This is a genomic window from Conservatibacter flavescens (assembly GCF_002795425.1).
Taxonomy (GTDB): Bacteria; Pseudomonadota; Gammaproteobacteria; order Enterobacterales; family Pasteurellaceae; genus Conservatibacter; species Conservatibacter flavescens.
The window spans coordinates 63,271-87,535 of record NZ_PHHA01000018.1 but is presented as its reverse complement, the minus strand read 5'-3'; the positions used below and the strand labels follow the sequence as shown (position 1 = coordinate 87,535).

The window sequence follows — 24,265 nt, the reverse complement described above, 5'->3', positions numbered from 1 at the left end:
CCCTACAATGTCGGTTCGATATAATCAACCAATAGTTGCACAGTTCGATTTCCACGATACTCGTTTACATCTAATTGATAAGCAAGTTTAGCCACTTTAATAGACGGATCTGGATAATAGCGCGTATCAATATTAAACGCGATCGCATCAAGCAAAGGTCCACCCTGTTTCGGTTCAACCATCATTTTTAAATGCCGCTCACCGACTAAGCGCTGCTGTAAAATACGAAACTCACCATCAAAGCAAGGCTCAGGAAATGCTTGCCCCCATGGTCCCGCTTGCCTAATTTTTTCTGCATTTGTCAAATTAAGCTCATGGCTAGATAATTCGCCATCAGTCCAAATCACGCCTTTTAAGCGATCTTCATCAAGCCATTCTGTCACAATTTGATTAAATAATGTCTGAAATTGTGATAAATGTTCCGCATAAATGCTCAATCCTGCAGCCATTGCATGCCCACCAAATTTTAACATAATTTGTGGATTATGTTGATGAATACGTTCCAATGCATCACGCATATGCAACCCCTCGATAGAACGTGCTGAACCTTTCAATATCCCTTCACTATCTTGGGCGAACGCAATCACAGGCCGATGAAATTGATCTTTAATCCGAGAAGCTAAAATGCCCAGTACTCCCTGATGCCAGTCAGCTTGATATAACACGATCCCAAAAGGCAATGTCTGTTTAAGTGCGGTTAAATTTCGGCAAATTTCTAAGGCTTCTAATTTCATGCCTTGTTCAATTTCTTTGCGAGTTTGATTCAAACTGTCTAAATCTAACGCTAACGCACGAGCGGTTTCCATGTTATCCGCCAATAATAGCTCCACCCCGACAGACATATTGTCCAAACGCCCAGCCGCATTCAAACGAGGGGCAAGAGAAAAACCAAGATCAGCGGTCGTCAACTGACTCAATTCTCGATTGGCGACTTCCGTTAATGCCCGAATACCTGGACGACAAAGTTGCGCCTGCATACGCATCAACCCTTGATGGACTAATATACGATTATTTTGATCTAAAGGCACTACATCTGCAACAGTACCTAAGGCCACAAGATCAAGTAAATGCCTAAAATCCGGTTGGGTTTTCACATCAAACACACCCAATTGTCGCAATGCCGCACGCAAAGCCAGCATCACATAAAATGCCACGCCCACGCCAGCCAAATTTTTAGATGGAAAACCACATTGGGGCAAATTTGGATTAATAATCGCATCAGCATTCGGCAAAGTCTCTGGCGGTAAGTGGTGATCAGTGATTAACACCTTAACCCCTTTCTCTCTCAAATAACTGACGCCCTCCAATGATGAAACGCCATTATCAACTGTGACTAGCAATTCTACGCCTTTCTCTAACGCCATCTCCGCGACAGCCACACTCAATCCATACCCTTGCTCAAACCGATTCGGGACTAAATAATCTACATCAGTAAATCCCAATTGGCGCAAAGCCAACACAGTTAACGCGGTACTTGTCGCGCCATCTGCATCAAAATCGCCCACAATGACTATTTTCTGTTGCTGTTGACGAGCCATAACGAGTAAATCAACAGCCATGTCCATGCCTGAAAACAGATTTGGCGCTAACATAGCTTGCAAAGTATGGTCTAATTGTTGTGACTCTTTAATTTGGCGAGCACGATATATGCGATCGAGCAAAGTATCTTCGCAGACCTGCTGGCTATCAGGAATCGCGCGACGCTGAATAATTTTGTTCATGGAAATGTTATACTGGACGGACTAATAAAATACAGGGCGACTATCGCCCTGTGTTCTGAGTTATTTTTCTTCTAAGGCGGCTAACAATTGTTTTGGTTCTAAATAACCTCCAATCATTTCACCTGTTTCAGTCACAATACTCGGTGTACCGCGCACACCATATTGCACGCCTAAATCATAATGTTTTTTCACGATATTTGGCGTTTTTAGGTTTTTTGGCATATTGCCTTTTTCTGCCTCATTTAACGCAAATGCGGGATCTTTTTCTGTCCAAATGGCTTCCATTTGTCTAGCCGTTTGTGTATTCATACCACCACGAGGAAACGCTAAATAACGAACAGTAATACCTAAATCATTATAATCCTTAATTTGTTTATGCAACAAATTACAATAATGACACGTAATATCCATAAATACCGTCACTACATGTTTTTCATTTTTTGCCGGATAAATAATCATCTCTTTCTGATAACTATTTAATTTCTCAAATAAAAACTGACTTCCAATATCTACAGGACCTTTTTCTGTTAACTCATAAAGCGAACCTTGTAAAACATATTTTCCATCATCAGTGACATATAAAACTCCCTGTTCTGTTATGACAGTTTTTAATCCCTTGATTGGTGAGCTTTTTATTTCGATTTCTTCAACACCTAATCCTTTTAATTTACTCGTAATTGTCTCATTTGCCCAAACTGTTGCTGAGCTTAGTATTAAAAGTGCGGTCAAAAATTTTTTCATTTTTTCATTCCAATTAATTATTTTTACCAATTTCATCATTCACTTGGCCATAGATCATCATCGTGAAAACCACAGTGCCACCTAAAATATTTCCCAGCCCTGTTGGTAGTAAGAATGTAATAAAATAATCATACAAACTTGCTTCACCACGAAAAACCAAATATGCCATTTCTGCTGATCCTACTACAACATGCGCAAAATCACCTAATGCAATTAAGTAAATAAAGAAAAAGATCATTAAAAATTTCCCGCTATTTACCGTTGGCATCATCCACACAATTGAGGCTATCAAAATACCGGCAGGAATGCCTTTCCAAATATTATCACTAACAGAAAATCCTTTTACATGATGTGCAATATCATTTAATGCTTCGAAAAAATTCGGATTTAATACATGGCTATTTTGTAAAAACAGCGCGGCTAATGTGGTTCCGATCAAATTTGAAACTAACACAATAAACCACAAACGTGCCACCGCGACAATTTTTTTCATGCTAAGGGGGCTAAACAACGGCACAACTGTCGTAATCGTATTTTCGGTAAACAGCTGCATACGCCCTAAAATCACCAATAAAAAGCCAACGGTATACCCCATATTCGAAATAAGTGGAGCCCAAGGCTCATCTGGCATGTACGCGGTGAAAATTGCTTTAAAAATAAACGAAAATGTCACAACAAGCCCTGCGGTAATGCCTGAAAATACTAATGCTTTAGTAGGGCGTGTCAGCTCTTCAATCCCGTCTTGACGGATAATTTCATAAAGTAAACGAGGGCTTAGGCGCTCATGTTCTTCAATCGCCATTTTGTCACGACGTGATAAATTACTGGTATCTAATTCTGATTTCATAACGCTTTCCTAAAATATTCAATATATTATTTAAAGTTAAAGAGTTTTAAACAAAACTTAAAACCTGCGCAATATATCATAACATAATAAACTATGCCTAGTTTTCATTTATGTTCCTGTTTTATCATTAGTGATGCGCGTGATTTTGTCCATTTCCGTACACTGAATCACGTTGATGACCCTACCATAATGCGAGAAAATAGCTTATAATCTACAACTTTATAAGTTAGAAATAAATCACTTAAAATACGATGATGTTTGAAGTTAATCCTGTCAAAAATAAAATTGCCGATTTAACAGCGCGTACCCATGTACTTCGGGGGTATCTTTGACTTTGAGGTCAAAGTAGAGCGTTTAGAAGAAGTTAATGCAGAATTAGAACAACCTGATGTTTGGAATGATCCTGAAAAAGCACAAGCTTTAGGTAAGGAACGTTCTGCTCTAGAAGCCGTTGTGGAAACGATCCGTAGTTTAGATCAAGGTTTGGAGGACGTAGAAGGTTTACTTGAACTCGCTGTCGAAGCTGAAGATGAAGAAACATTCAATGAAGCGGTTGCCGAACTTGATGAATTAGAACAAAAACTCGCCTTATTGGAATTCCGCCGTATGTTTAGTGGCCCTCATGATGGCGCTGATTGCTATGTGGACTTACAAGCAGGCTCAGGCGGTACAGAAGCCCAAGACTGGACTGAAATGCTACTCCGTATGTATTTACGCTGGGCTGAAAGTAAAGGCTTTAAAACAGAATTAATTGAAGTATCTGACGGCGATGTTGCAGGTTTAAAATCTGCAACCATTAAAGTCAGTGGCGAGTATGCTTTTGGTTGGCTACGGACGGAAACAGGTATTCACCGCTTAGTGCGAAAAAGCCCATTCGACTCCAATAATCGTCGCCATACTTCCTTTGCTGCAGCGTTTGTTTATCCTGAAATTGATGATGATATTGATATCGAAATTAACCCAGCTGATTTGCGGATTGATGTCTACCGCGCGTCAGGGGCCGGTGGTCAGCACGTCAATAAAACCGAAAGTGCGGTACGAATTACCCATGTGCCAAGCGGCATTGTGGTGCAATGTCAAAACGGTCGTTCACAGCACCAAAACAAAGATCAGGCAATGAAACAACTAAAAGCCAAACTGTATGAATTGGAAATGGCGAAAAAGAATGCCGAAAAACAAGCTATGGAAGAAAGTAAATCCGATATTGGCTGGGGAAGCCAAATCCGTTCTTACGTATTAGATGATGCGCGTATTAAGGATCTACGTACCGGTGTAGAAAACCGCAATACTCAAGCTGTATTAGACGGTGACTTAGATCGCTTTATTGAAGCGAGTTTGAAAGCGGGATTATAACGAGTGGGGCGGGTTTTCCCTGCCCTCTTATACCATTTGAATAGTGAAAAGAGACCTTATAAGGTATCTCTACAATAAAATTAACAAGGTAAACCAAAATGTCAGAACAACAATCTCAAGAATTAGACTTTAACGGCGAAATGCTGGTACGACGCGAAAAATTGGCTGCACTACGCGCTAAAGGCAATGCCTTTCCTAACACTTTTCGTCGCAATGCCTTAGCCCAAGATTTACACGATGATTATGATGCTCAAGAGGCCGAATCACTTAAAGAACAAGCTATTGAAGTCGCTGTCGCTGGTCGTATTATGACCCGTCGTATTATGGGGAAAGCAACGTTCGTGACTTTACAAGATATGAGCGGACGTATTCAACTTTATATCGCTCGTGATAATTTACCAGAAGGTGTTTATAAAGAAGACGTCGGCCAATGGGATTTGGGCGATATTGTTGGGGTTAAAGGCACATTATTCAAAACCAAAACCAACGAATTGACCGTGAAAGCGCACGAGGTTCAATTACTGACTAAAGCACTACGCCCATTACCTGATAAATTCCATGGTTTAAGCGATATGGAAACCCGCTACCGCCAACGTTATTTAGATTTAATTGCCAATGAGGATTCTCGCCGCACCTTTGTCATTCGCTCGAAAGTGATTGCAGGTATGCGTGAATACTTTATTTCTAAAGGCTTTATTGAAGTGGAAACCCCAATGTTACAAGTTATCCCTGGTGGTGCTGCAGCGCGTCCTTTTGTAACCCATCATAACGCCTTAGATATTGATATGTACTTACGTATCGCACCTGAGCTTTATTTAAAACGTTTAGTTGTCGGTGGTTTTGAGCGCGTATTTGAACTTAACCGGAATTTCCGTAACGAGGGCGTATCTGTTCGTCATAACCCTGAATTTACCATGATTGAATACTACCAAGCCTATGCGGATTATCACGATTTAATGGATAATACTGAAGAATTATTGCGTAAATTAGCTTTAGATATTCTCGGTACCACCATCGTACCATACGGCGAATATGAGTTTGATTTTGGCAAACCATTTGAACGAATTACAATGCATGACGCCATTGTAAAATACGGTAACAACATTACTATGGAAGAGTTGCACGATTTTGATAAAGCCTGTGCATTAGCGAAAAAGTGCGGTATCGAAATCCAAAAATCTTGGGGACTAGGTTCTGTGGTAAATGCAATTTTTGAAGAAGTCGCTGAACATCATTTAATTCAGCCAACTTTCTTAATGGCGCACCCTGCAGAAATCTCGCCATTAGCACGTCGTAATGATGAAAACCCTGAAGTAACAGATCGTTTTGAATTATTTATTGGTGGACGTGAAATTGGTAACGGATTCTCGGAATTAAATGATGCGGAAGATCAAGCAGCGCGTTTTGATGCGCAAGTTGCAGCGAAAGAGGCTGGTGATGATGAAGCGATGTTTAAAGATGACGATTTCGTGGTTGCACTTGAACATGGCTTGCCTCCAACCGCAGGAGAAGGTTTGGGCATCGACCGTCTTGCTATGCTATTTGCCAATGCAGCCTCAATTCGTGATGTGATTTTATTCCCAGCGATGAAACATAAATCTTAATATAGAAAAATAAAAACAGTGGCCACAATAAGACATATTCTCATGTGGCCACTGTTTTTTTATTACTGAGATTAAGCAAATGCTTGTAATTCAGGATTAATCGGTGTCTCCGCAATATTATTCACATAATTACACAAAGTCGCCAAACTTACCCCTAAAATAACATCTATCGCATTTTGCTGGTTATATCCAGCCTTGAAAAACTCCTCTAATTGCGCAGGCGTTAATTTCGCTTTTTGTAATATTACGGCTAATGTAAAACGCGCTAAAGTGTCCAATTTGGCATTATCTTCAATGCGCCCCGTCGCACGAATAGCATCGACTACTTGCTGTGGCATCTTCAGTAATTTTAGTGCAATCTTTGTATGGCCTGCCACACAAAAACCACAACCATTTACGACTGCCGCCGTAATCTGTACAACCTCGCGTTCTTCCGCTGTTAAACTATTACGCCCATTAATCGCACCCACTGTACGGTAAGTTTCTAATGCTGTAGGGGCATTCGCTAATACACCAATTAAATTAGGGATAAAGCCATTGGTTTGCTGCACAGCTTTGAGTGACTCTTTCGCCTCTTCAGGTGCTGATTCAATCGTATGAATTTGAAATTGGGACATAAAACACTTCCTTTAGTTATCATCAAAATTATTGAATTCATCATAAATGAATTTAATATTAAAAGGCAAAGAGTCAAATGCTATTTGATATAACCAAACATTCTATAAATCCCCAAAACATACATAAAGTTTATCGAGTCGACAGCTGAAAAATCATCGTCTCCGCCTGACAACAAAACGAAAAAACGGCTTTTAATACATATCCATCTGTCACCGGCTTAATTTCACTATAAATCTCACACGGCTCGCTTTCGGCCTCTTTTGCCTTTTCCGTTAAATAGGCTAACGCTTCTTTTGCTTGTGCCTCGCTAGCATAAATTTGTTCAAAATCAACGCTACAATCAGTATTATCAATCACCGTGCCGACATCAACACAACAACACACTTTTGCTTCTTCTGCTTTACACTTTAAATCGCTCATACACTATCCTTATCAAGATTGTTGAAAAATTACAATTATTCTAACAAAATAAACCGCACTTTGGCGAAATCCAAGAGATATTCCATGCTTCATTGATTTAAATCAAACTCTCCACTGGTCTGAACACCATCAAAATAACCGAAATCAATTTGCACGACACTACACTCTTATTTAAAATTTCGCTGCTATTATCATAATTTTTATTTATTGCTCCGTACCTTACGAGCGTTTCTTTTGAATTTTAGTGAAGGTCAACTCATATGACAAAAACCAATTTATTAACAAAAACACTTTTAGCTTCTGCTCTCATTTCTGTAACAAGTGGCGCTTCAGCGGCAGCTTTCCAACTTGCTGAAGTCTCTACCTCAGGCTTAGGTCGCGCTTATGCTGGTGAAGCAGCAATTGCTGACAATGCAGCTGTTGTTGCAACGAACCCTGCGTTAATGACTCAATTTAAACGCCCTGAGTTTAGCATCGGTGGTGTTTATGTAGATTCTAAAATCCGTTTAAATGGTGATGTTCAATTAACCGGCTCAACACCACTAGCCGCAGGCACAATCGCAATGGCAAATCAATTTGGCTCAACATCAGGCTCAGCCAATGTCAACAGCGTTGTACCTGGAGCGTTCGTACCAAACTTATATTATATCCACCCTATTGACGATCGCTTTGCTGTAGGTGGTGGTATGAATGTCAACTTCGGTATGAAAAGTGAATTCGATGCTGACTACAATGCGGGCCTATTTGGTGGTACAACCGATTTAACTGCGTTAAATCTTAATTTAAGTGGTGCCTATAAAATTTCTGAAGGTTGGAGCATTGGTTTAGGTTTAAATGCTGTTTATGCTAAAGCTAAAGTAGAACGTACTGCAGGTGTTGTTAGCCCATTACTTAACTTACAACGTGCTGCTGCAGGCCTAGCGCCAAATTTAAATTCTTCTAGCGTAATTACACATTTAGAAGATGATGCATGGGGTTTTGGCTGGAACGCGGGTGTTACCTATAACTTCAATGAAAATAACCGTGTTGGTTTAGCCTATCACTCTCATATTAACATTGATTTCAAAGACAACTCAGCAGTTAGTCCAAGAAATCCATTAGGCGCAACGGGCGAATTAACCTTAAACTTGCCTGCATATTGGGAGTTTTCTGGTTATCATAAAATGACTGATAAGTTTGCAATGCACTACAGCTACAAATACACCACTTGGAACCGCTTTAAAGAGCTATGTGGTACTTATGTCAGCTCTGGACAAACTTGTGATGCCTTATATAAGAAAGAAGAATTTAAAAACAATCAACGTTTAGCATTAGGTGCGACCTATGATGTAAATGATGCATTAACTGTGCGTGCAGGTATTGCTTATGATGAAACAGCTGCCGGCCAACACAAAAGTGCTTCAATCCCAGATACAGATCGTACATGGTATAGCGTTGGTCTAACCTATAAATTTACACCAAATTTCTCAGCTGATTTTGGTTACACCCATATTCGTGGCAGCAAAACACAATTTGTGGAAACCGAAACCCTTGCAAACGGTGTTGTATTACAAGCAGATTATAGCTCTAAATCAAGTGCAAATCTTTACGGCTTAAATCTAAACTATCGTTTCTAATTTCTAAAATTCGCGGGTAGCTTAAAACTACCCGCAAAATCCGCTTTCCTCTCTTAAATATTTTTATATTCGCTCTCATTATAAAAAATAAAATAAGTTGATCATTCCTCAAATCTATTATATTTTCTCTGCTACAATACATTATCAGCATGGCCAATTACTAACCTGATAACTTGGAGTCCCATGATTTATTATACTTATTATTCTTCGCCTGTTGGACATTTACTTATGCTCGAACAAGAAGGCTATTTAACTAATTTGGATTTTGAAAAAGAACAAGGTACACCAAATCCTAAATGGGTTGAACATAATGATCGGCCACTTTTTCAGCGCCTTAAAATAGAATTAGAACGTTATTTTTCGGGTCAAGTCGTAGATTTTTCTACCATTCCTCTCGCGCCCAAAGGCACAGAGTTTCAACAAAAAATTTGGCAAGCATTAACGCAAATTCCTTATGGTCAAACATTAACTTATGGCGAACTTGCTCAATTAATCAATAAACCTCAAGCTGTGCGTGCTGTTGGTGGTGCGGTAGGAAGCAATCCCATTAGTATCCTCATTCCCTGCCATCGTATATTAGGCAAAAATCGAGAGCTCACTGGTTTTGGTGGCGGATTGCCGGCAAAACGTTTCTTACTTAATTTAGAAAAAATCAACTATGTCGACAAAGGTATAGAATTTGTCAAGCCCAAACTACTCAAAAAGTATTGTTCATGATAGCAGCACCGTTCTTCTTTTTAATTGACTTTGAGCAACAAAAGCCACTTATTTTACCCCTTGAGCAAGCTGCAAAGTGCGGTGTGTTTTTCCATATTTTAGGGCAAACCAATTTGAAAGTGCCTGACAATATGACATTGCCAGAATTTCAGCTAAATAAAACACCATACGATCCTGTTCAATACCAATACAGCTTTGAACGAGTACAACAAGAATTGCAAAAGGGAAATACCTACTTACTTAATCTCACGGCTCCGACAGCGATTGATTGTAACTATAGCTTAGAACAACTTTTTCACTCTACTCAGGCGCCTTATAAATTATGGTTACAAAATGAATTTGTTTGTTTTTCGCCAGAATGCTTTATCAAAATGCAGGGGAATACCGTTTATGCCTATCCCATGAAAGGGACAATTGATGCTACTCTACCTAATGCCGCTCAACAACTGATAAATTCTTCAAAAGAACTATGGGAACATCATACTATTGTCGACTTAATGCGAAATGATTTAGCGCTAATAGCCGAAAATATTCAAGTGACTCGATTCCGTTATCTAGAACGTATTGAGACCGAGCGAGGCGCTATTCTACAAACCAGCTCAGAAATTTGTGGAACATTGCCCGATAATTGGCGTCAAAATCCCCTTGAGCTATTACAAAAAATGCTACCTGCCGGTTCTATTAGCGGTGCGCCCAAATTACGCACAATAAACATTATTCAAACCGTAGAACCTCAAATGAGGGGCTATTATACTGGCGTATTTGGCCTTTTTGATGGTGAAAACTTATATAGTGCAGTTGCAATTCGTTATATAGAACAAACACCAAATGGTTTACAATTTCGTAGCGGAGGAGGTATTACAGCACAAAGCCAATGTGCCGATGAGTATCAAGAACTCCAACAAAAAGTTTATGTGCCACTTACCCAAAGGACAGCATAATGTATCCACTATTTGAAACCCTAGCAATTATCAATGGGCAAATACAAAATATCGACTGGCATCAAAAACGTTATATACACAGTTTAGACAAATATTATGGACAAAAAACGGCGGTGAATTTAACCGCACTTTTAGCCAATTTCCAGATTCCAGCAAAAGGTGAAATTCGTTGTCGAATTGATTACAATGCTCATACACAAAAAGTACAATTTTTTCCTTACCAGCGAAGAATAATTCGTACCTTTCAACCCGTGCAATGTGATCATATTCAATATCATCTAAAATTCACAGATCGCACTTTGCTTAATCAGCTGTTTACACAGCGTGGACAATGTGACGAAATCATGATTATCAAGCAGGGATATATTACAGATTGTTCCATCGGCAATTTAATTTTTCTACGTCAAGGAGAATGGTTTACACCAAACACACCTTTGCTTAATGGTACACAACGGCAGCAATTACTCGCACAATCTCGTATTCAAACACGTTCAATAAAACAGCAAGATCTAGAATTATTTGAAGAAATTCGCCTTATTAATGCTTTAAATGGATTATGATAATGCAACAAATATTATTAATCGATCACCACGATTCTTTTACTTACAACTTAGTGGATCTCCTGCGTAAACTGAACTTGTCCTTTCATGTTCAAGCCGTAGAAAATGTTAATATTAAAAATGTAGCCGATTTTAGCCATATCATTCTTTCGCCTGGCCCTGATATTCCTGAAACCTATCCCCAAACCCAAGCAATATTACAACATTATTACCAACAGAAATCTATTTTAGGTATCTGTCTAGGCCATCAAATGTTATGTGAATTTTTTGGAGGACATTTATTCAACTTAGGAAAAGTCCGTCATGGGCAGCAAATACCGGCCAATATAACCCAATCCTCTCCTTTATTTGCTCATTTACCTGCCACTATTAATGTGGGGTTATACCATTCTTGGGCCGTCAGTGACACTGACTTTCCCGCCTCCTTAACCATCACAGCACGCTGTAAAGACAATATCATTATGGCTATGCAACACAAAACCCTACCTATCTATGGCATTCAGTTTCACCCTGAATCCTTTATGACAGAACATGGACTGCAAATTATAAAAAACTGGCTAGCGATAAAAGAAGATATTTGTCATACACAAACACAATAATTGGGGGATATAACCCCCTGTTTTATTCGCTACGAACTTTAAAGCACTTTACTATAGTCAAAAAAAAATCCCAGCATAGCTGGGATTTTTCGTGTCAAACAGACAATAACTATTACATAGTTACAGCTTGTGAACCTTTGATTGAAACTTCAACACGACGGTCTGGTGCTAAACAAGCGATTAATGCTTGACGACCTTTAACCGCATCACAAGTATTGCCAGTTACAGGGTTTGCTTTACCATAACCAGTTGCAGTAATGGTTTGTGGAGCAACACCTTTAGAAACTAAGTAGTTAGCTACAGTTTCAGCACGTTTTTGTGATAATTTTTGGTTGTAAGAATCAGAACCGATACGGTCTGTATAACCTGCAACATCAACAGCTGGTGCATTTAAGCGAGAAATTTCGCCATACACGTTGTCTAAAGATGCTGCTGCAGTGTCTCTCAAGTTTGCTTTACCAAATGCAAATAATACATCTGAATCAAATGAGAAAGTTTTGCTTACAACTTCAGGAGCTGCAGCTACACGGCCTTGACCGAAACGGTAAGATAAACCAGCAGTTACAGAACCGATATCTGGACGATAGTCAAAACGGCTGCCACCTGCGTTTTCTACTTTACCTACGTTGTTTAACCATTGATATTCAACACGTAATGCTAATTCTGGTAAAGATGGTAAGTTATACTCTAAACCACCAGCGAATACTGCTGAAGTTTGTAAGCTGTGACCACGCTCAAAACCTACAGGCGCGCCTTCATAAGTTTTGTAGTCAGAACGCACTAATGCTGCACCAACACGCGCGTAAGCATCTAAACCTTCAATGATTGGGTAGCTTGCTTTTAAGCTTAAGTGTGCACCATGGTTAGTGTGCTTAACAGTTGTTTGGCCATCTTTGCGTAATTTCGCACGACCGAAATCATCGTAACCTAATTCAACCGCGAAGTTGTCAGTGATTTGATAACCACCAAATACACCGTAAGTTACAGAGTTACGTAATGTACCTTGTACACCTGGCTGTTCAAATTGCTCTAAACCATCGTGGAAAGATGCCCAACCTGCTTTAGCACCAACATAAAAAGTGTTTGCTTGTGGTGCTGCTTGTGCTACTAAAGCTGCTGCTAAGCCGGCAACGGCTAATGCGATTGCAGTTTTTTTCATTTTGATGATCCTCTTAAATTTTAGTCATCTTAAAAATTATCAGTTAAATTAAACAATCAACTGATTGGATTGTATTCATATATCTTAGATGGTTATAATAAAACAATAACTTTTATTATTACTCCTCTAAGGCTTATAAAGGGTACTCCCTTTTCCTTTTGAATGCAATGAGCCCCCTAAATTAAGTGTGAACACTCAAAAGCATATTACTTCAAAAAGTCGGTATATTATCTCTCTAGCAAAATAGAAAAGCAATTTTTTTAAGTCAATTTTTGTAATTTTTTAGATATTTTTTGTATACATTAAGCGAAAAAATGCAACATGCTTCACTTTAAAACGAATTTTCTCGCGAAATCTTTACATAACCCCAATAAAGGGGAGTAAATCGAATAGTACTGGTGTAAAAAAGGGATTATGATAGAATCAACCTTATTTTTTGTCTACTTCTTCTTTTTAATTACTTTGATATTTGAGTGAATGTATGATACCTCGTTTAACGAATGTACCGAATTTGTCTCCACTAGTTGCGGATTACCTTAACCAATTAAGCGATCAACATTTTGAAGGCGATATTGCTTCCCACTACGCTGATCGTCTAACACTGGCAACCGATAATAGCGTTTATCAATTCTTGCCTCAAGCAATTTTATTTCCTAAATCGGTTGCAGATGTTGTGCGAATTACCAAATTGGCTCAACAGGCTAAATTTCAGTCCCTCACATTTACGCCGCGCGGAGGGGGAACAGGTACAAATGGGCAATCTTTAAATGATAATATCATCGTTGATCTCTCACGTCATATGATGCAAATCCTAGAACTCAATGTCGAAGAACGCTGGGTACGCGTGCAAGCCGGTGTCGTCAAAGATCAACTCAACCAATTCCTTAAACCCTTTGGTTTATTTTTCTCTCCAGAGTTATCTACCAGTAACCGTGCCACTTTAGGCGGCATGATTAACACCGATGCCTCAGGACAAGGATCCCTACAATATGGCAAAACATCTGATCACGTACTTGGATTACGAGCAGTCTTAATCAATGGTGAAATTTTGGACACAAGTGCGGTCAAAACTCAAGATTTTTTAACCGCACTTGATGAGAAAAATCTCAGTGTTCAAAATAAACATTTACACCAAGAAATATTTCAGCGTTGTAAGGAAAAACGCTCTCAGATTCTAACAGAGCTTCCCCAACTGAATCGCTTCTTAACCGGCTATGATTTAAAAAATGTTTTTAACCATGATGAGAGCGAGTTTAACCTAACCCGTATTTTAACCGGCTCAGAAGGTTCATTGGCCTTCATCTGTGAAGCGACGCTAGACTTAACGCCTATTCCTAAATATCGCACATTAATTAACATCAAATACAATTCTTTTGATGCGGCACTGCGCAATGCACCATTTATGGTTAAAGCAAATGCCCTATCCGTCGAAACCATTGACTCTAAAGTATTAAATCTCGCTAAAGAAGACATCATTTGGCATTCCGTAAGCGAATTACTCACTGAAGAACCTGATAATCCCATTTTAGGTATTAATATTGTTGAATATGCAGGGCAACACCAAGCAACAATTGAAAAACAAGTGGCCGAACTTTGTCAGCAACTTGATACAAAAATTACAGCCAATCGAGATGGCATTATTGGTTATCAAGTTTGTTCCGATTTATCTTCTATCGAACGAATCTATAATATGCGTAAAAAAGCGGTGGGTTTACTCGGCAATGCCAAAGGCAGCGCTAAACCTATTCCTTTTGTTGAAGATACTTGTGTACCGCCGGAATCCTTAGCAGATTATATCGCTGAATTCCGCGCCTTGTTAGACAAATATCAGTTAGAATATGGTATGTTTGGACATGTCGATGCTGGCGTGTTACATGTTCGCCCAGCACTGGATCTTTGTAATACAGAGCAAGTCAAATTGTTCAAACAGATTTCGGATCAAGTCGTGGAATTAACCTTAAAATATGGTGGTTTAATTTGGGGAGAGCATGGCAAAGGTGTCCGCTCTCAATACAGCGATCATTATTTTACTCCTGAATTATGGCAAGAATTACGCTATATCAAAACCCTATTTGACCCACAAAATCGCTTAAATCCGGGTAAAATTTGTACGCCACTCGATTCAGAACAAGCACTCTATTCAATTCTCTCGCCTATGCGAGCAGATTTAGATCGCCAAATTCCAGTACGTATGAAAGAAGATTTTAGTGGCGCGATGAACTGTAATGGTAACGGTTTATGTTTTAATTTTGATGTACACAGCGCCATGTGTCCAAGCATGAAAATAAGCAAAAACCGTTTGTATTCGCCCAAAGGTCGAGCTGCGATGATCCGTGAATGGTTACGTCTAATGGCAAATGAGAATATTTCGCCTGAACAATTAGATTTCAGACAAACCAATGTGAAGCTGACTGAGCTAGTACAAAAAATTCGTCATAGTGTACAAAAATGGCGCGGTGAATATGATTTTTCTCATGAAGTGAAAGCCACTATGGATACATGTTTAGCCTGTAAAGCCTGTGCGAGCCAGTGTCCGATAAAAATTGACGTACCCAATTTCCGCGCAAAATTCTTTCATTTTTACCACTCACGCTATTTGCGCCCGGTAAAAGATTATGTTGTGGCAAATGTCGAATACGTTGCACCATTAATGGCCAAAAAACCCGATCTTTTTAACCGCTTAACACATGCGAAATTTATTGCGCCTCTCGCGGAAAAGATGCTCGGTATGGTCGATTTACCTCTACTCTCTACGCCATCTTTGCAACAGCAATTAGTCGAAATTAATTATCAAGGTAAATCACTCGAGGAATTAGAACAACTCAGTGCAGTGGAAAAGCAAAATGTTTTATTAATTGTGCAAGATCCGTTCACCTCTTATTATGATGCCAAAGTGGTTGCTGATTTTGTCGCGCTAACTCAAAAACTCGGCTTTAAGCCCGTTCTATTACCATTTAAACCTAACGGAAAAGCTCAGCATGTAAAAGGTTTTCTACGCAAATTTGCCAAAACTGCTAAAAACCAAGCGGCATTCTTAACCCGTATGGCTAAATTAGACTTACCGTTAGTAGGCGTAGACCCTGCAATCGTATTAAGCTATCGTGATGAATATAAACAAATATTGGATACACAATATACACATTTTCATGTATTAACCGCTCATGAATGGCTAAAAATGCAATTACAAGCAGATAATTTGAAAAAAATTGACCGCACTTTTGCGCCACAAACATGGTATTTATTCCCTCATTGCACCGAAAGCACAGCCCTGCCTAACAGCCCACAAGAATGGCAACAAATTTTTACTGCCTTTAATCAAACCTTAAACACTGAATCCGTTGGTTGTTGCGGTATGGCGGGTACATTTGGGCATGAGCGTAAACATATTGCTATGTCAAAAGAGATTTATTCCCTCTCTTGGGCCCAAAAGCTCGCTAACAAAGATCCTGAATATTGTCTCGCCACAGGTTATTCTTGTCGTAGCCAAGTCAAACGTTTTGAACACTGGCAACCTAAGCATCCTGTTCAGGCATTATTATCAATTGTCAATAATGGGTAAGGCAAACATATGTGGAAAAAGCAATTCTCGCTCTCACAGCTTAATCAACTTTGTGAACATTGTGCTATTGCCCATTTGGGTATTGAGTTTTGCGCGCAAGGGGACGATTGGTTAGAAGCCAAAATGCCTGTTGACTGTCGCACAACACAACCTATGGGTTACTTACACGGCGGTATCTCAGCAGCTTTAGCAGAAACCGTCGCCTCCTTAGCCGGCTTTTGTTGCGTAGAAGAAGGCTATGCTGTTGTCGGTTCAGAAATCAATGCGAGTCATTTACGTCCCGTCACATCCGGTGAGGTATATGCCAAAGCTTGTCCAATTCGATTAGGCAAAAGCTTACAGGTTTGGCAAGTCGACATACGCGATGAACGCGCTAAATTATGCTGCGTAGCCCGTCTCACCTTATCTGTTATTCGCACAGGAGAATAATATGTCTGCCAAAATAGGTATTTTACTCGCTAATCTCGGCACGCCAGACGAGCCAACACCATCAGCCGTTTATCGCTATTTAACTCAATTCCTCACGGATCCCCGTGTTATTGATCTGCCGCGCTGGAAATGGATTCCACTACTGAAAACCATGATTTTGCCCAAGCGCGCCAAGCGTGTCGCAAAAAATTATCAAAGTATTTGGACGGCCGAAGGTTCGCCATTGCTACAAATCACTAAACAACAACAGCGGGCATTACAAACCTATTTCGATAACGAAAATTTAAATATGGTTGTAGAAATTGCCATGACCTATGGTAATCCCTCTATGGAAAGTGCGGTGAAAAAATTAATAGACTCTGATGTAGAAAAAATTATTGTACTCCCGTTGTATCCGCAGTACAGTAGTACCACCACTGCCTCTGTATTTGATGCCTTTGCTCATGCACTTAAAACCACACGCAAAATATTACCATTTGAATTTATTCATTCTTATCATACTCATCCAAATTATATTTCCGCATTGGCTCAAAGCATAAAAGCGCGGTTTAAATCTGACGAGTTTTTACAATTTTCCTATCATGGAATTCCCGAACGTTACGAACATCTAGGCGACTATTATCGAGAACATTGCAAACAAACGACTTTAGCAGTAGTCGATTATTTGGGCTTAACGGAAAACCAATGGGGCATGAGTTTTCAATCTCGTTTTGGCAAAGAAACATGGTTACAACCTTATACCGATGAAACCTTAGCCCAATATCCGCAACAAGGTATTTTAAAACTCGCGGTGATTTGTCCTGGTTTTGCCGCTGATTGTTTGGAAACGTTAGAAGAAATTGCTGAAGAAAACCGTGATATTTTTCTTCAAGCAGGAGGACAATCTTATCACTACATTCCTGCATTAAATGCTGAAGATGCCCATATTCAGATGATGGCAGAATTAATTAAAACCAAACTTAGCCTCCCAAAACAAACCGCCTGATAACATGATGGACAGGAAAGCGCCTGTCCATACCATTCCGCCACCTCTGTTTCTGTCATTTATGGCGTACTCCCAATGTGATGAAAATGACGGTTAAAATAGACTAATCCTTGCCCCTCTTCTGCAACTGCAATATGTTCTAACTCGACCAAAAACAAGGAATGAGTTCCCACATTACGGATATCGACTATTGTGCCTTTTAAATTTGCCAATGCCTCCTTGAGCATAGGTACAGCAGATTGTTCTTCATTAGGCTGCCAAATATCCCACGCAAAACGCTCTTCCATACTGCTTCCCTTAAAGCCAGCAAAATGACATGCCAACTCTTCTTGTTCCGATGTTAATATATTGACACACAAGCGTTTATTTTGCTGAAAAACAGCATTCATTTCACTATTTTGATTAATACAAACCATTAGCGTTGGCGGTGTGTCTGTGATTGAACATACTGCTGTTGCGGTAATCCCACACTTCCCTGCTTCACCGTCCGTAGTAATAATATTGACTGCTGCCGCTAATTTAGACATTGCATTGCGAAATTGTTGTTGGACTGGACTTAACATATGGCCTCCGTTTTGGCGGTGAATACGCCAATATTCACCGCACAATATTGTTATTATGAAAAACGATTTAAATTCCCTAACATTCGAATATCATCAGAATTATTAAGATGTGATACTTTCCAGCCCTCTTCATCATAATCTGACAAACATCGTTCGACCAAATCAAAACAGCGTTTCAGCGTGCCATTCCCTGTAGACTGCCCTAAAACCTGTAGACGCACTTCTTCTTGACTACCTGCATAATTGATTTCATACAATTCATGGCGACCACCGAATTCTGTCCCAATCGCGTCCCACAACAATTTTAAAATTTTAATCCGCTCACGATATTCAATATTATTTGAGCCACGCACATATTTAGCCAAGTACTGATCAATATCCGGATTATTAAAATCTCGAATGTGTGAGGGTAAATAAATCAGGCCGCTCGTCACAGTCTGTTCCACAATTTTCTTAATCGTATGATATGCCATTGGTGCCATGACACGATAAGTTTGAATAGCTTGTGGGCTTGGCATTTGACAACCGTTTTTCCATTCATAAGAGGCGCCACTCATCGCATCAGTTAATGTCCAAAAAAGATTACGATACGCCATCACTTCGCCCATTTGTGCCGCCACTCCGCGAAACTCAATCACACCTGTACATTGTAAAGCTTTATGTAATAAACCCGTGATAAAATCGAGCTTAACCGCTAAACGTGTACAAGCCTGCATAGGAAATAATCCTGCAAAACCCGCATATTGCGCCCATGTGCGACAACGTTCTAAATCACGATAAATCAGTACGTTTTCCCAAGGAATAAACACTTTATCTAACACCAAAATCGCATCATTTTCATCAAAGCGACTAGATAAAGGAAAATCAAACGGGGAACCCGTTGCCCCTGCAGCTAATTCGTAAGAATGACGACAAATTAATTTCACCCCCTCATCGTCCATTGGAGCAATAAACATCATGGCAAATTGATCATCATTTCCAATAATTTGTGCCGATCCAAAACCAATAAAATTATAATGTGTCAAAGCTGAATTCGTGGCGACCACTTTTGCTCCGCTCACAATAATACCGTCTTCGCGCTCTTCCTCTACCTTAACATAAACATCTTTAACTTCATCAATAGGCTTATTACGATCAATAGGCGGATTCACAATAGCATGATTGAAATATAAACAAGATTCTTGAATACGCTTATACCAATTACGCGCATTATCAGCAAATTTACCATAAAATTCTGCATTTGCGCCCAATGAACTGCCAAATGCTGCTTTGTAATCAGGGGTTCTTCCCATCCAGCCATAACTATATCTTGACCACGCGGCAATCGCATCGCGTTGCGCCTGTAATTCCTCAGCATTACGTGCATAACGGAAAAATTTATGCGTATAGCCGCCGTTTCCCGTATCCGTCTCCCAGCATAATTCATCTTTGGTCGCAGGATCATGTAACGCATCATAGAGTTTTGCAATGGAAGCTGCCGCATTACGAAATGCGGGGTGTGTCGTCACATCTTCAACCAACTCACCATAAATATAAACTTTTCGCCCATCTTTTAGGCTCGCTAAATACTCTTCTCCTGTAAATGGACGGTTTTTTTCTTTGCGAAAATCATCTGGTAATTGATGTTTTGTGGTCATCATTTTGCTCCTCTGAAAAAATTACGTTATACGTGTTAACAATTTATTAACGTTATAGAAGATTTATTCTTCAGAGAAAATGCAATTTTTATGCCAAAAAAGGTACTTTTCCCCTTTATACCGCAAAATATTAATAAAATGTGATCTATGTCGATATTTTGTCTCTCTCAACTATACATTTATTTATTCCCTAATTAGGATACAAAGTATGTAGAAAATCAAACAACACAAAAGGATTAAAATCATGGAAGGGTTAAACAATGCAACGCATTCAATGCAAAATATTAATATTGAAAAAACCTACGGCAGTTTAGATACCAATGCGATTATTCATTATGAAACCTTTGATAATTTTGCTTTATTCTATGGTAGAACGTCATTAGTCCATTTCCACGATCGCTTTTATCAAATTCATTACCTAACGGAAGGCAGTATTTTTTTACAATTAGATGAAAAAGAATATTCTCTTAAAGCGCCTTGTTTCTTTTTAACACCGCCTTCTACGCCACATGGTTTTAAAACAAATTTAGATACTCATGGGCATGTTTTAACGATTCCTCAAGAATTTATTTGGCAATTACTTGTTTCTCTCAAACGGGATATTAACTACTTTTATCCCATGTGTATTGAGCTTAATCCTCATTCTCCCGAACACCAAAAAAGTATTTTTCAAATGGAGTATATCTTTACGGCTTTAGCCAATGAATATAAAGAAAATATTGAAGAAAAACAGACCGCACTTCGCTTATATGCTAAACTGATTTTATTAAGCATTTATCGCTTAGCGCAAAATAATCAAGTGGCTTATACGCCTAAAAATAATGAACTTAAACTGTTTAATGAGTTTAACTTTCTCATTGAAGAAAATTTCAAAAACAACTGGAAAATCCCTCAATATCTTGAAAAGTTATGTATTACCGAAAGCCGATTAAATGCTATTTGCCAACGATTTTCCACTGAGTCAGCCAAACGTATCATTATTGAAAGGCAAATCCAAGAAGCCAAAAGAAAATTACTTTTTACTCAAGATTCCATTTATCAAATTGCCTATGAACTCGGGTTTAAAGATCCGTCTTACTTTTCTCGCTTTTTTCTGAAAGAAACAAAATTATCGCCTAAAAAGTTTCGAGATCAACGTCACAAATAAATAAAAAAACTGAATATTTCATGAAAAAGTGCAATTTTTTACGAGAAAAATGCATTTTAAAGCGCCTATAAAACAATTATAAAAAAGTTACAAATTTGTAACAAAAATAATTTATTTCGTTTAAAAAGGAGCTATTCATGAAAAAATATCACTTATTTGCCCCCCTTTTAGCCCTCACCTTGTCAACAACCGCTTTCTCCGCAGACAAGGTAACATTAAAAATTGGTCATTTTTTGCCCGCACTTTCCACTATTCAACAAGATGTACTTGAGCCTTGGTGTCAACATTTAAATACCCAATCTAAAGGGCGGATTGAATGCCAACTCTATCCATCAAACCAATTAGGTGGTACCGCAGCACAGCTCATTGATCAGGTGCGTAATGGTGTTGCGGATATCGTATGGACAGCACCAGGATACTCTTCTGGACGTTTTAAAATTATTGAAGGCTTAGAAATGCCATTCTTATTACCCGATGCGAAAACAGGCAACAAAGTTGCTTGGGAATATTTTGAAAAATATGCCAAAGACACCGAATTTAAGCAATTTAAAGTCCTTTCTATGCAAACTGACGGAGGGGTAACTTTCCATGCCAATAAACCCTTAAATCATGTTGAGGATCTACAGGGGTTAAAATTACGCACCCCAACCCGTTTAGCCTCACAAGTTATTCAAGCACTCGGAGGATCCGCCATTTCCATTGCGCCTTCACAAGTTGCCGAAAGCGTCTCTAAAGGCGTAGTTGATGGCGCAATGGGCGCTTGGGAAGTTGTATTACCGACCAAATTAGATGAGGTCACTAAGTACCATGTAATGCCTGCCAAAGGCGAACCTTTTCCAACCGTCACCGTATTATCATTGATAATGAATAAGAAAAAATATGATTCCCTACCAGCCGATCTCAAAACTATTTTAGACAATAACTCTGGCCCCGTATTGCTTGAACGGATTACCCAAGCATGGGAAAGCGCTGAAGAAAACGCGCGAAAAAAATCCCTAGAACAAGGTGGCACGATCACTGAATTTAACGCGGAACATACCGAAAAAATGAAACAACTTACCGCGAATGTGCCACAAGACTGGTTTAAAAATATGGAAAAACAAGGGCTAGATGGTCAGAAAATGTTAGATGATTTACGCCAAATGGTACAGAAATACCAACAATAGTAGGAGTAAGTTATGAGTGAGGTTATGCTAGAAAATACCCTACCTGAAAAAATACAGCGCTATTCGATTGGAATATATCTTTTCCGTATTACACAAGGAATGGCTATTTTGGGTGGCTTTATCTTTATAGCACTCATTATGATGTCGTGCTATTCCTTAATTGATCGCAAACTCGGCTCCGGTGGGGTAATCGGTGATATTGAGATTATGCAAATGGGTTGTGCTGTTGCAGCCTCACTATTTCTGCCGTTTTGTACCATCATGTCAGAACATTTAAAAGTGGATTTTTTTACCGCAAAGCTCCCCCTATCTATACGCAATAAACTCGATGCACTGGCGGACTTTTGCTTGTTTGCTGTTTCACTATTACTGGTTTGGCGTATCGGATTACAAGTACAGGATCTCAAAGAATATGAAGAGGTCAGCGCATTACTCTCATTTCCTATGTGGATCCCAAATGCATTAATTATCCCAAGCTTCATTATGATGGCTCTATGCGCTTTCTATCACTTCATTCTTCATCTGAATACTAAGGATTAACATTATGATGAGTGGTTTAGAAATGGGGATTGTCGGCTTTTTTATCCTACTTACCCTATTATTAATTCGAATACATATCGGCATTGCCATGTTTTTAGCCGCCGCCGGATTATATGCCTATTTGGGACATGGGGATTTGAATACCTTGATGTTTACCCTCAACGGCTTGGCTTATGCTCGCTTATCCAATTACGATCTTGCCGTCGTGCCTTTGTTTATTTTGATGGGACAGCTGGCTTCTCATGGCGGTATGTCAAAAGCGTTATTTCAGGCTGCAAGTCATTTTATTGGACATTGGCGTGGCGGTATGGCAATGGCCGCTGTCGGCAGTTGTGCCGCATTTGGTGCAATTTGTGGTTCATCATTGGCCACCGCTGCCACAATGGGACAAGTCGCCATGCCCGAACTACAAAAACGCCACTATTCCGGTAAATTAAGTACAGCCACTTTAGCCGCTGGCGGTACATTAGGTATCTTAATTCCGCCTTCGGTACCGTTGATCATTTATGCTGTATTAACGCAAGAATCCATCGGCAAGTTGTTTGTTGCGGCAATCATACCGGGTATCTTGGCCTTATTGGGTTATATCGTCGTGATCAAAATCTTGGTGAGTCTACGCCCTGAAGCAGGGCCTGTCTCCGAAAAAGTGCCTTTTTTACAAGCTGTCAAATCACAGATTAAAGTACTACCCATTTTTATGGTTTTTGCCGTCGTGATTATCAGTATTTACGGAGGCTGGGCAAACCCAACAGAATCCGCCTCAATCGGAGCCGCTGCCTGTGGCATTATCTCATGGCTATCCGGCGGGTTAACTTGGAAAGGTCTGATACAAAGCATTCTCCAAACCGCCGCTTCTAGCGCCATGATCTTCATGGTATTGATTGGTGCAGACTTACTTAATTCAGCCCTTGCCTTAACTCAAATGCCGGCTCAGCTTGCTACTTGGGTTGTCGGTCAAGGTTATGAGCCATTGCTGGTGTTATTTATGATTATCCTGATCTACCTTGTTTTAGGCTGTGTAATGGATTCTCTTGCAATGATCCTACTGACCATTCCTATTTTCTATCCGATTATTTTAGGCTTAGATTTTTGGGGAATGTCCGCACAAGACAAAACTATTTGGTTTGGTATTGTTGCCTTAATGGTCGTCGAAATCGGCTTAATCACCCCACCAGTCGGAATTAATCTCTTTATTATCAATAAAATGGATAAAAATACACCGCTCTTAAGCACATCAAAATGGGTACTCCCCTTTATTGCATCGGATTTGATCCGAATTGTCTTAGTGGCGTGCTTCCCAATGATCGTTCTCGGTTTAGTTCATTTATTTTAAGTTGAGGAAA

General features: G+C 39.5%; 22 protein-coding genes. 14 read left to right on the top strand and 8 right to left on the bottom strand.

Annotated elements, in window-relative coordinates; all coding sequences use genetic code 11:
* Window positions 1–2 precede the first annotated feature (2 nt).
* Genes recJ through CVP05_RS07545 form a run of 3 tightly spaced genes read right to left on the bottom strand, consistent with a single transcriptional unit; the run spans window position 3 to window position 3,309 of the window.
* Window positions 3–1,721 (bottom strand): single-stranded-DNA-specific exonuclease RecJ, encoded by a 1,719-nt coding sequence (gene recJ, locus CVP05_RS07555; protein WP_100288961.1) that lies wholly within the window; start codon window positions 1,719–1,721, stop codon window positions 3–5.
* A 60-nt stretch (window positions 1,722–1,781) separates the two neighbouring features.
* Window positions 1,782–2,462 carry a bifunctional protein-disulfide isomerase/oxidoreductase DsbC gene (dsbC, locus tag CVP05_RS07550; protein WP_100289090.1) on the bottom strand — a complete coding sequence of 227 codons (681 nt, stop codon included), beginning with the start codon at window positions 2,460–2,462 and terminating at the stop codon, window positions 1,782–1,784.
* Window positions 2,463–2,475: 13 nt separating this feature from the next.
* Window positions 2,476–3,309 (bottom strand): formate/nitrite transporter family protein, encoded by an 834-nt coding sequence (locus CVP05_RS07545; RefSeq protein ID WP_100288960.1) that lies wholly within the window; start codon window positions 3,307–3,309, stop codon window positions 2,476–2,478.
* Between the two features lie 254 nt (window positions 3,310–3,563).
* On the opposite strand from CVP05_RS07545, the gene prfB reads away from it, so the two are divergent.
* Together prfB and lysS are read left to right on the top strand one after the other, a co-directional pair.
* Window positions 3,564–4,662 (top strand): peptide chain release factor 2 gene (gene prfB, locus CVP05_RS07540; protein WP_100289089.1). Its coding sequence is split into 2 segments (ribosomal slippage): window positions 3,564–3,638 and window positions 3,640–4,662, totalling 1,098 coding nucleotides; the frame shifts between segments, so codons are not numbered across the junction.
* 98 nt (window positions 4,663–4,760) lie between these two features.
* The gene (gene lysS / locus CVP05_RS07535) at window positions 4,761–6,266 is read left to right on the top strand and encodes a lysine--tRNA ligase (RefSeq protein WP_100288959.1); all 1,506 of its coding nucleotides are present in this window, start codon (window positions 4,761–4,763) and stop codon (window positions 6,264–6,266) included.
* Window positions 6,267–6,337: 71 nt separating this feature from the next.
* Here lysS and CVP05_RS07530 read toward each other — a convergent pair whose 3' ends face one another.
* Window positions 6,338–6,883 carry a carboxymuconolactone decarboxylase family protein gene (locus tag CVP05_RS07530; protein ID WP_100288958.1) on the bottom strand — a complete coding sequence of 182 codons (546 nt, stop codon included), beginning with the start codon at window positions 6,881–6,883 and terminating at the stop codon, window positions 6,338–6,340.
* 130 nt (window positions 6,884–7,013) lie between these two features.
* Entirely contained in the window at window positions 7,014–7,304 is a 291-nt protein-coding gene (locus tag CVP05_RS07525) for a YfcZ/YiiS family protein (RefSeq protein WP_100288957.1), read from the bottom strand.
* 260 nt (window positions 7,305–7,564) lie between these two features.
* Here CVP05_RS07525 and CVP05_RS07520 point away from each other — a divergent pair, with 260 nt between their 5' ends.
* The 5 genes from CVP05_RS07520 (at window position 7,565) to CVP05_RS07500 (ending at window position 11,737) form a co-directional block, all read left to right on the top strand.
* A complete protein-coding gene (locus CVP05_RS07520) occupies window positions 7,565–8,920 on the top strand; it encodes an outer membrane protein transport protein (protein WP_100288956.1) in 1,356 nt (451 codons plus the stop codon).
* Between the two features lie 183 nt (window positions 8,921–9,103).
* Window positions 9,104–9,637 (top strand): methylated-DNA--[protein]-cysteine S-methyltransferase, encoded by a 534-nt coding sequence (locus CVP05_RS07515; RefSeq protein ID WP_100288955.1) that lies wholly within the window; start codon window positions 9,104–9,106, stop codon window positions 9,635–9,637.
* Complete coding sequence (locus CVP05_RS07510; RefSeq protein ID WP_100288954.1) at window positions 9,634–10,578, top strand: aminodeoxychorismate synthase component I; 945 nt, start codon at window positions 9,634–9,636, stop codon at window positions 10,576–10,578. Before CVP05_RS07515 ends, CVP05_RS07510 begins: the two co-directional genes overlap by 4 nt.
* Window positions 10,578–11,138 (top strand): aminotransferase class IV family protein, encoded by a 561-nt coding sequence (locus CVP05_RS07505; protein ID WP_100288953.1) that lies wholly within the window; start codon window positions 10,578–10,580, stop codon window positions 11,136–11,138. Before CVP05_RS07510 ends, CVP05_RS07505 begins: the two co-directional genes overlap by 1 nt.
* Window positions 11,139–11,140: 2 nt before the next feature.
* On the top strand, window positions 11,141–11,737 hold the full coding sequence (locus tag CVP05_RS07500) for an anthranilate synthase component II (protein WP_243389219.1): 597 nt from the start codon (window positions 11,141–11,143) through the stop codon (window positions 11,735–11,737).
* Window positions 11,738–11,849: 112 nt separating this feature from the next.
* On the opposite strand, the gene ompA is transcribed toward CVP05_RS07500, so the two are convergent.
* A complete protein-coding gene (gene ompA / locus CVP05_RS07495; protein WP_100288951.1) occupies window positions 11,850–12,896 on the bottom strand; it encodes a porin OmpA in 1,047 nt (348 codons plus the stop codon).
* A gap of 481 nt (window positions 12,897–13,377) precedes the next feature.
* On the opposite strand from ompA, the gene ydiJ reads away from it, so the two are divergent.
* Genes ydiJ through hemH form a run of 3 tightly spaced genes read left to right on the top strand, consistent with a single transcriptional unit; the run spans window position 13,378 to window position 17,869 of the window.
* Complete coding sequence (ydiJ, locus tag CVP05_RS07490) at window positions 13,378–16,455, top strand: D-2-hydroxyglutarate dehydrogenase YdiJ (RefSeq protein ID WP_100288950.1); 3,078 nt, start codon at window positions 13,378–13,380, stop codon at window positions 16,453–16,455.
* A gap of 9 nt (window positions 16,456–16,464) precedes the next feature.
* On the top strand, window positions 16,465–16,884 hold the full coding sequence (locus tag CVP05_RS07485; RefSeq protein WP_100288949.1) for a hotdog fold thioesterase: 420 nt from the start codon (window positions 16,465–16,467) through the stop codon (window positions 16,882–16,884).
* Window position 16,885: 1 nt separating this feature from the next.
* Window positions 16,886–17,869 carry a ferrochelatase gene (gene hemH / locus CVP05_RS07480; protein WP_100288948.1) on the top strand — a complete coding sequence of 328 codons (984 nt, stop codon included), beginning with the start codon at window positions 16,886–16,888 and terminating at the stop codon, window positions 17,867–17,869.
* Window positions 17,870–17,928: 59 nt separating this feature from the next.
* Here the strand turns inward: hemH and hpaC are convergent, their stop codons facing one another.
* Together hpaC and hpaB are read right to left on the bottom strand one after the other, a co-directional pair.
* Window positions 17,929–18,432, bottom strand: coding sequence for a 4-hydroxyphenylacetate 3-monooxygenase, reductase component (hpaC, locus tag CVP05_RS07475; protein WP_100288947.1), 504 nt, complete (start codon window positions 18,430–18,432; stop codon window positions 17,929–17,931).
* Between the two features lie 53 nt (window positions 18,433–18,485).
* Window positions 18,486–20,072, bottom strand: coding sequence for a 4-hydroxyphenylacetate 3-monooxygenase, oxygenase component (gene hpaB, locus CVP05_RS07470; RefSeq protein WP_100288946.1), 1,587 nt, complete (start codon window positions 20,070–20,072; stop codon window positions 18,486–18,488).
* A 241-nt stretch (window positions 20,073–20,313) separates the two neighbouring features.
* Here hpaB and hpaA point away from each other — a divergent pair, with 241 nt between their 5' ends.
* The 4 genes from hpaA to CVP05_RS07450 all read left to right on the top strand — a co-directional run bounded on the left by hpaA (window position 20,314) and on the right by CVP05_RS07450 (window position 24,255).
* Entirely contained in the window at window positions 20,314–21,216 is a 903-nt protein-coding gene (gene hpaA / locus CVP05_RS07465; RefSeq protein WP_243389218.1) for a 4-hydroxyphenylacetate catabolism regulatory protein HpaA, read from the top strand.
* Window positions 21,217–21,353: 137 nt separating this feature from the next.
* Window positions 21,354–22,382: a TRAP transporter substrate-binding protein gene (locus CVP05_RS07460; protein ID WP_100288945.1), complete on the top strand. Its 1,029-nt coding sequence runs from the start codon at window positions 21,354–21,356 to the stop codon at window positions 22,380–22,382.
* 12 nt (window positions 22,383–22,394) lie between these two features.
* Window positions 22,395–22,922 (top strand): TRAP transporter small permease, encoded by a 528-nt coding sequence (locus tag CVP05_RS07455; protein ID WP_100288944.1) that lies wholly within the window; start codon window positions 22,395–22,397, stop codon window positions 22,920–22,922.
* Between the two features lie 4 nt (window positions 22,923–22,926).
* Window positions 22,927–24,255, top strand: coding sequence for a TRAP transporter large permease (locus CVP05_RS07450; RefSeq protein ID WP_100288943.1), 1,329 nt, complete (start codon window positions 22,927–22,929; stop codon window positions 24,253–24,255).
* Window positions 24,256–24,265 lie beyond the last annotated feature (10 nt).

Bases quoted from the DNA above. Each gene is read 5' to 3' on its own strand.
- recJ (WP_100288961.1), bottom strand. From the start codon at position 1,721: ATGAACAAAATTATTCAGCGTCGCGCGATTCCTGATAGCCAGCAGGTC.
- dsbC (WP_100289090.1), bottom strand. From the start codon at position 2,462: ATGAAAAAATTTTTGACCGCACTTTTAATACTAAGCTCAGCAACAGTT.
- CVP05_RS07545 (WP_100288960.1), bottom strand. From the start codon at position 3,309: ATGAAATCAGAATTAGATACCAGTAATTTATCACGTCGTGACAAAATG.
- lysS (WP_100288959.1), top strand. From the start codon at position 4,761: ATGTCAGAACAACAATCTCAAGAATTAGACTTTAACGGCGAAATGCTG.
- CVP05_RS07530 (WP_100288958.1), bottom strand. From the start codon at position 6,883: ATGTCCCAATTTCAAATTCATACGATTGAATCAGCACCTGAAGAGGCG.
- CVP05_RS07525 (WP_100288957.1), bottom strand. From the start codon at position 7,304: ATGAGCGATTTAAAGTGTAAAGCAGAAGAAGCAAAAGTGTGTTGTTGT.
- CVP05_RS07520 (WP_100288956.1), top strand. From the start codon at position 7,565: ATGACAAAAACCAATTTATTAACAAAAACACTTTTAGCTTCTGCTCTC.
- CVP05_RS07515 (WP_100288955.1), top strand. From the start codon at position 9,104: ATGATTTATTATACTTATTATTCTTCGCCTGTTGGACATTTACTTATG.
- CVP05_RS07510 (WP_100288954.1), top strand. From the start codon at position 9,634: ATGATAGCAGCACCGTTCTTCTTTTTAATTGACTTTGAGCAACAAAAG.
- CVP05_RS07505 (WP_100288953.1), top strand. From the start codon at position 10,578: ATGTATCCACTATTTGAAACCCTAGCAATTATCAATGGGCAAATACAA.
- CVP05_RS07500 (WP_243389219.1), top strand. From the start codon at position 11,141: ATGCAACAAATATTATTAATCGATCACCACGATTCTTTTACTTACAAC.
- ompA (WP_100288951.1), bottom strand. From the start codon at position 12,896: ATGAAAAAAACTGCAATCGCATTAGCCGTTGCCGGCTTAGCAGCAGCT.
- ydiJ (WP_100288950.1), top strand. From the start codon at position 13,378: ATGATACCTCGTTTAACGAATGTACCGAATTTGTCTCCACTAGTTGCG.
- CVP05_RS07485 (WP_100288949.1), top strand. From the start codon at position 16,465: ATGTGGAAAAAGCAATTCTCGCTCTCACAGCTTAATCAACTTTGTGAA.
- hemH (WP_100288948.1), top strand. From the start codon at position 16,886: ATGTCTGCCAAAATAGGTATTTTACTCGCTAATCTCGGCACGCCAGAC.
- hpaC (WP_100288947.1), bottom strand. From the start codon at position 18,432: ATGTTAAGTCCAGTCCAACAACAATTTCGCAATGCAATGTCTAAATTA.
- hpaB (WP_100288946.1), bottom strand. From the start codon at position 20,072: ATGATGACCACAAAACATCAATTACCAGATGATTTTCGCAAAGAAAAA.
- hpaA (WP_243389218.1), top strand. From the start codon at position 20,314: ATGGAAGGGTTAAACAATGCAACGCATTCAATGCAAAATATTAATATT.
- CVP05_RS07460 (WP_100288945.1), top strand. From the start codon at position 21,354: ATGAAAAAATATCACTTATTTGCCCCCCTTTTAGCCCTCACCTTGTCA.
- CVP05_RS07455 (WP_100288944.1), top strand. From the start codon at position 22,395: ATGAGTGAGGTTATGCTAGAAAATACCCTACCTGAAAAAATACAGCGC.
- CVP05_RS07450 (WP_100288943.1), top strand. From the start codon at position 22,927: ATGATGAGTGGTTTAGAAATGGGGATTGTCGGCTTTTTTATCCTACTT.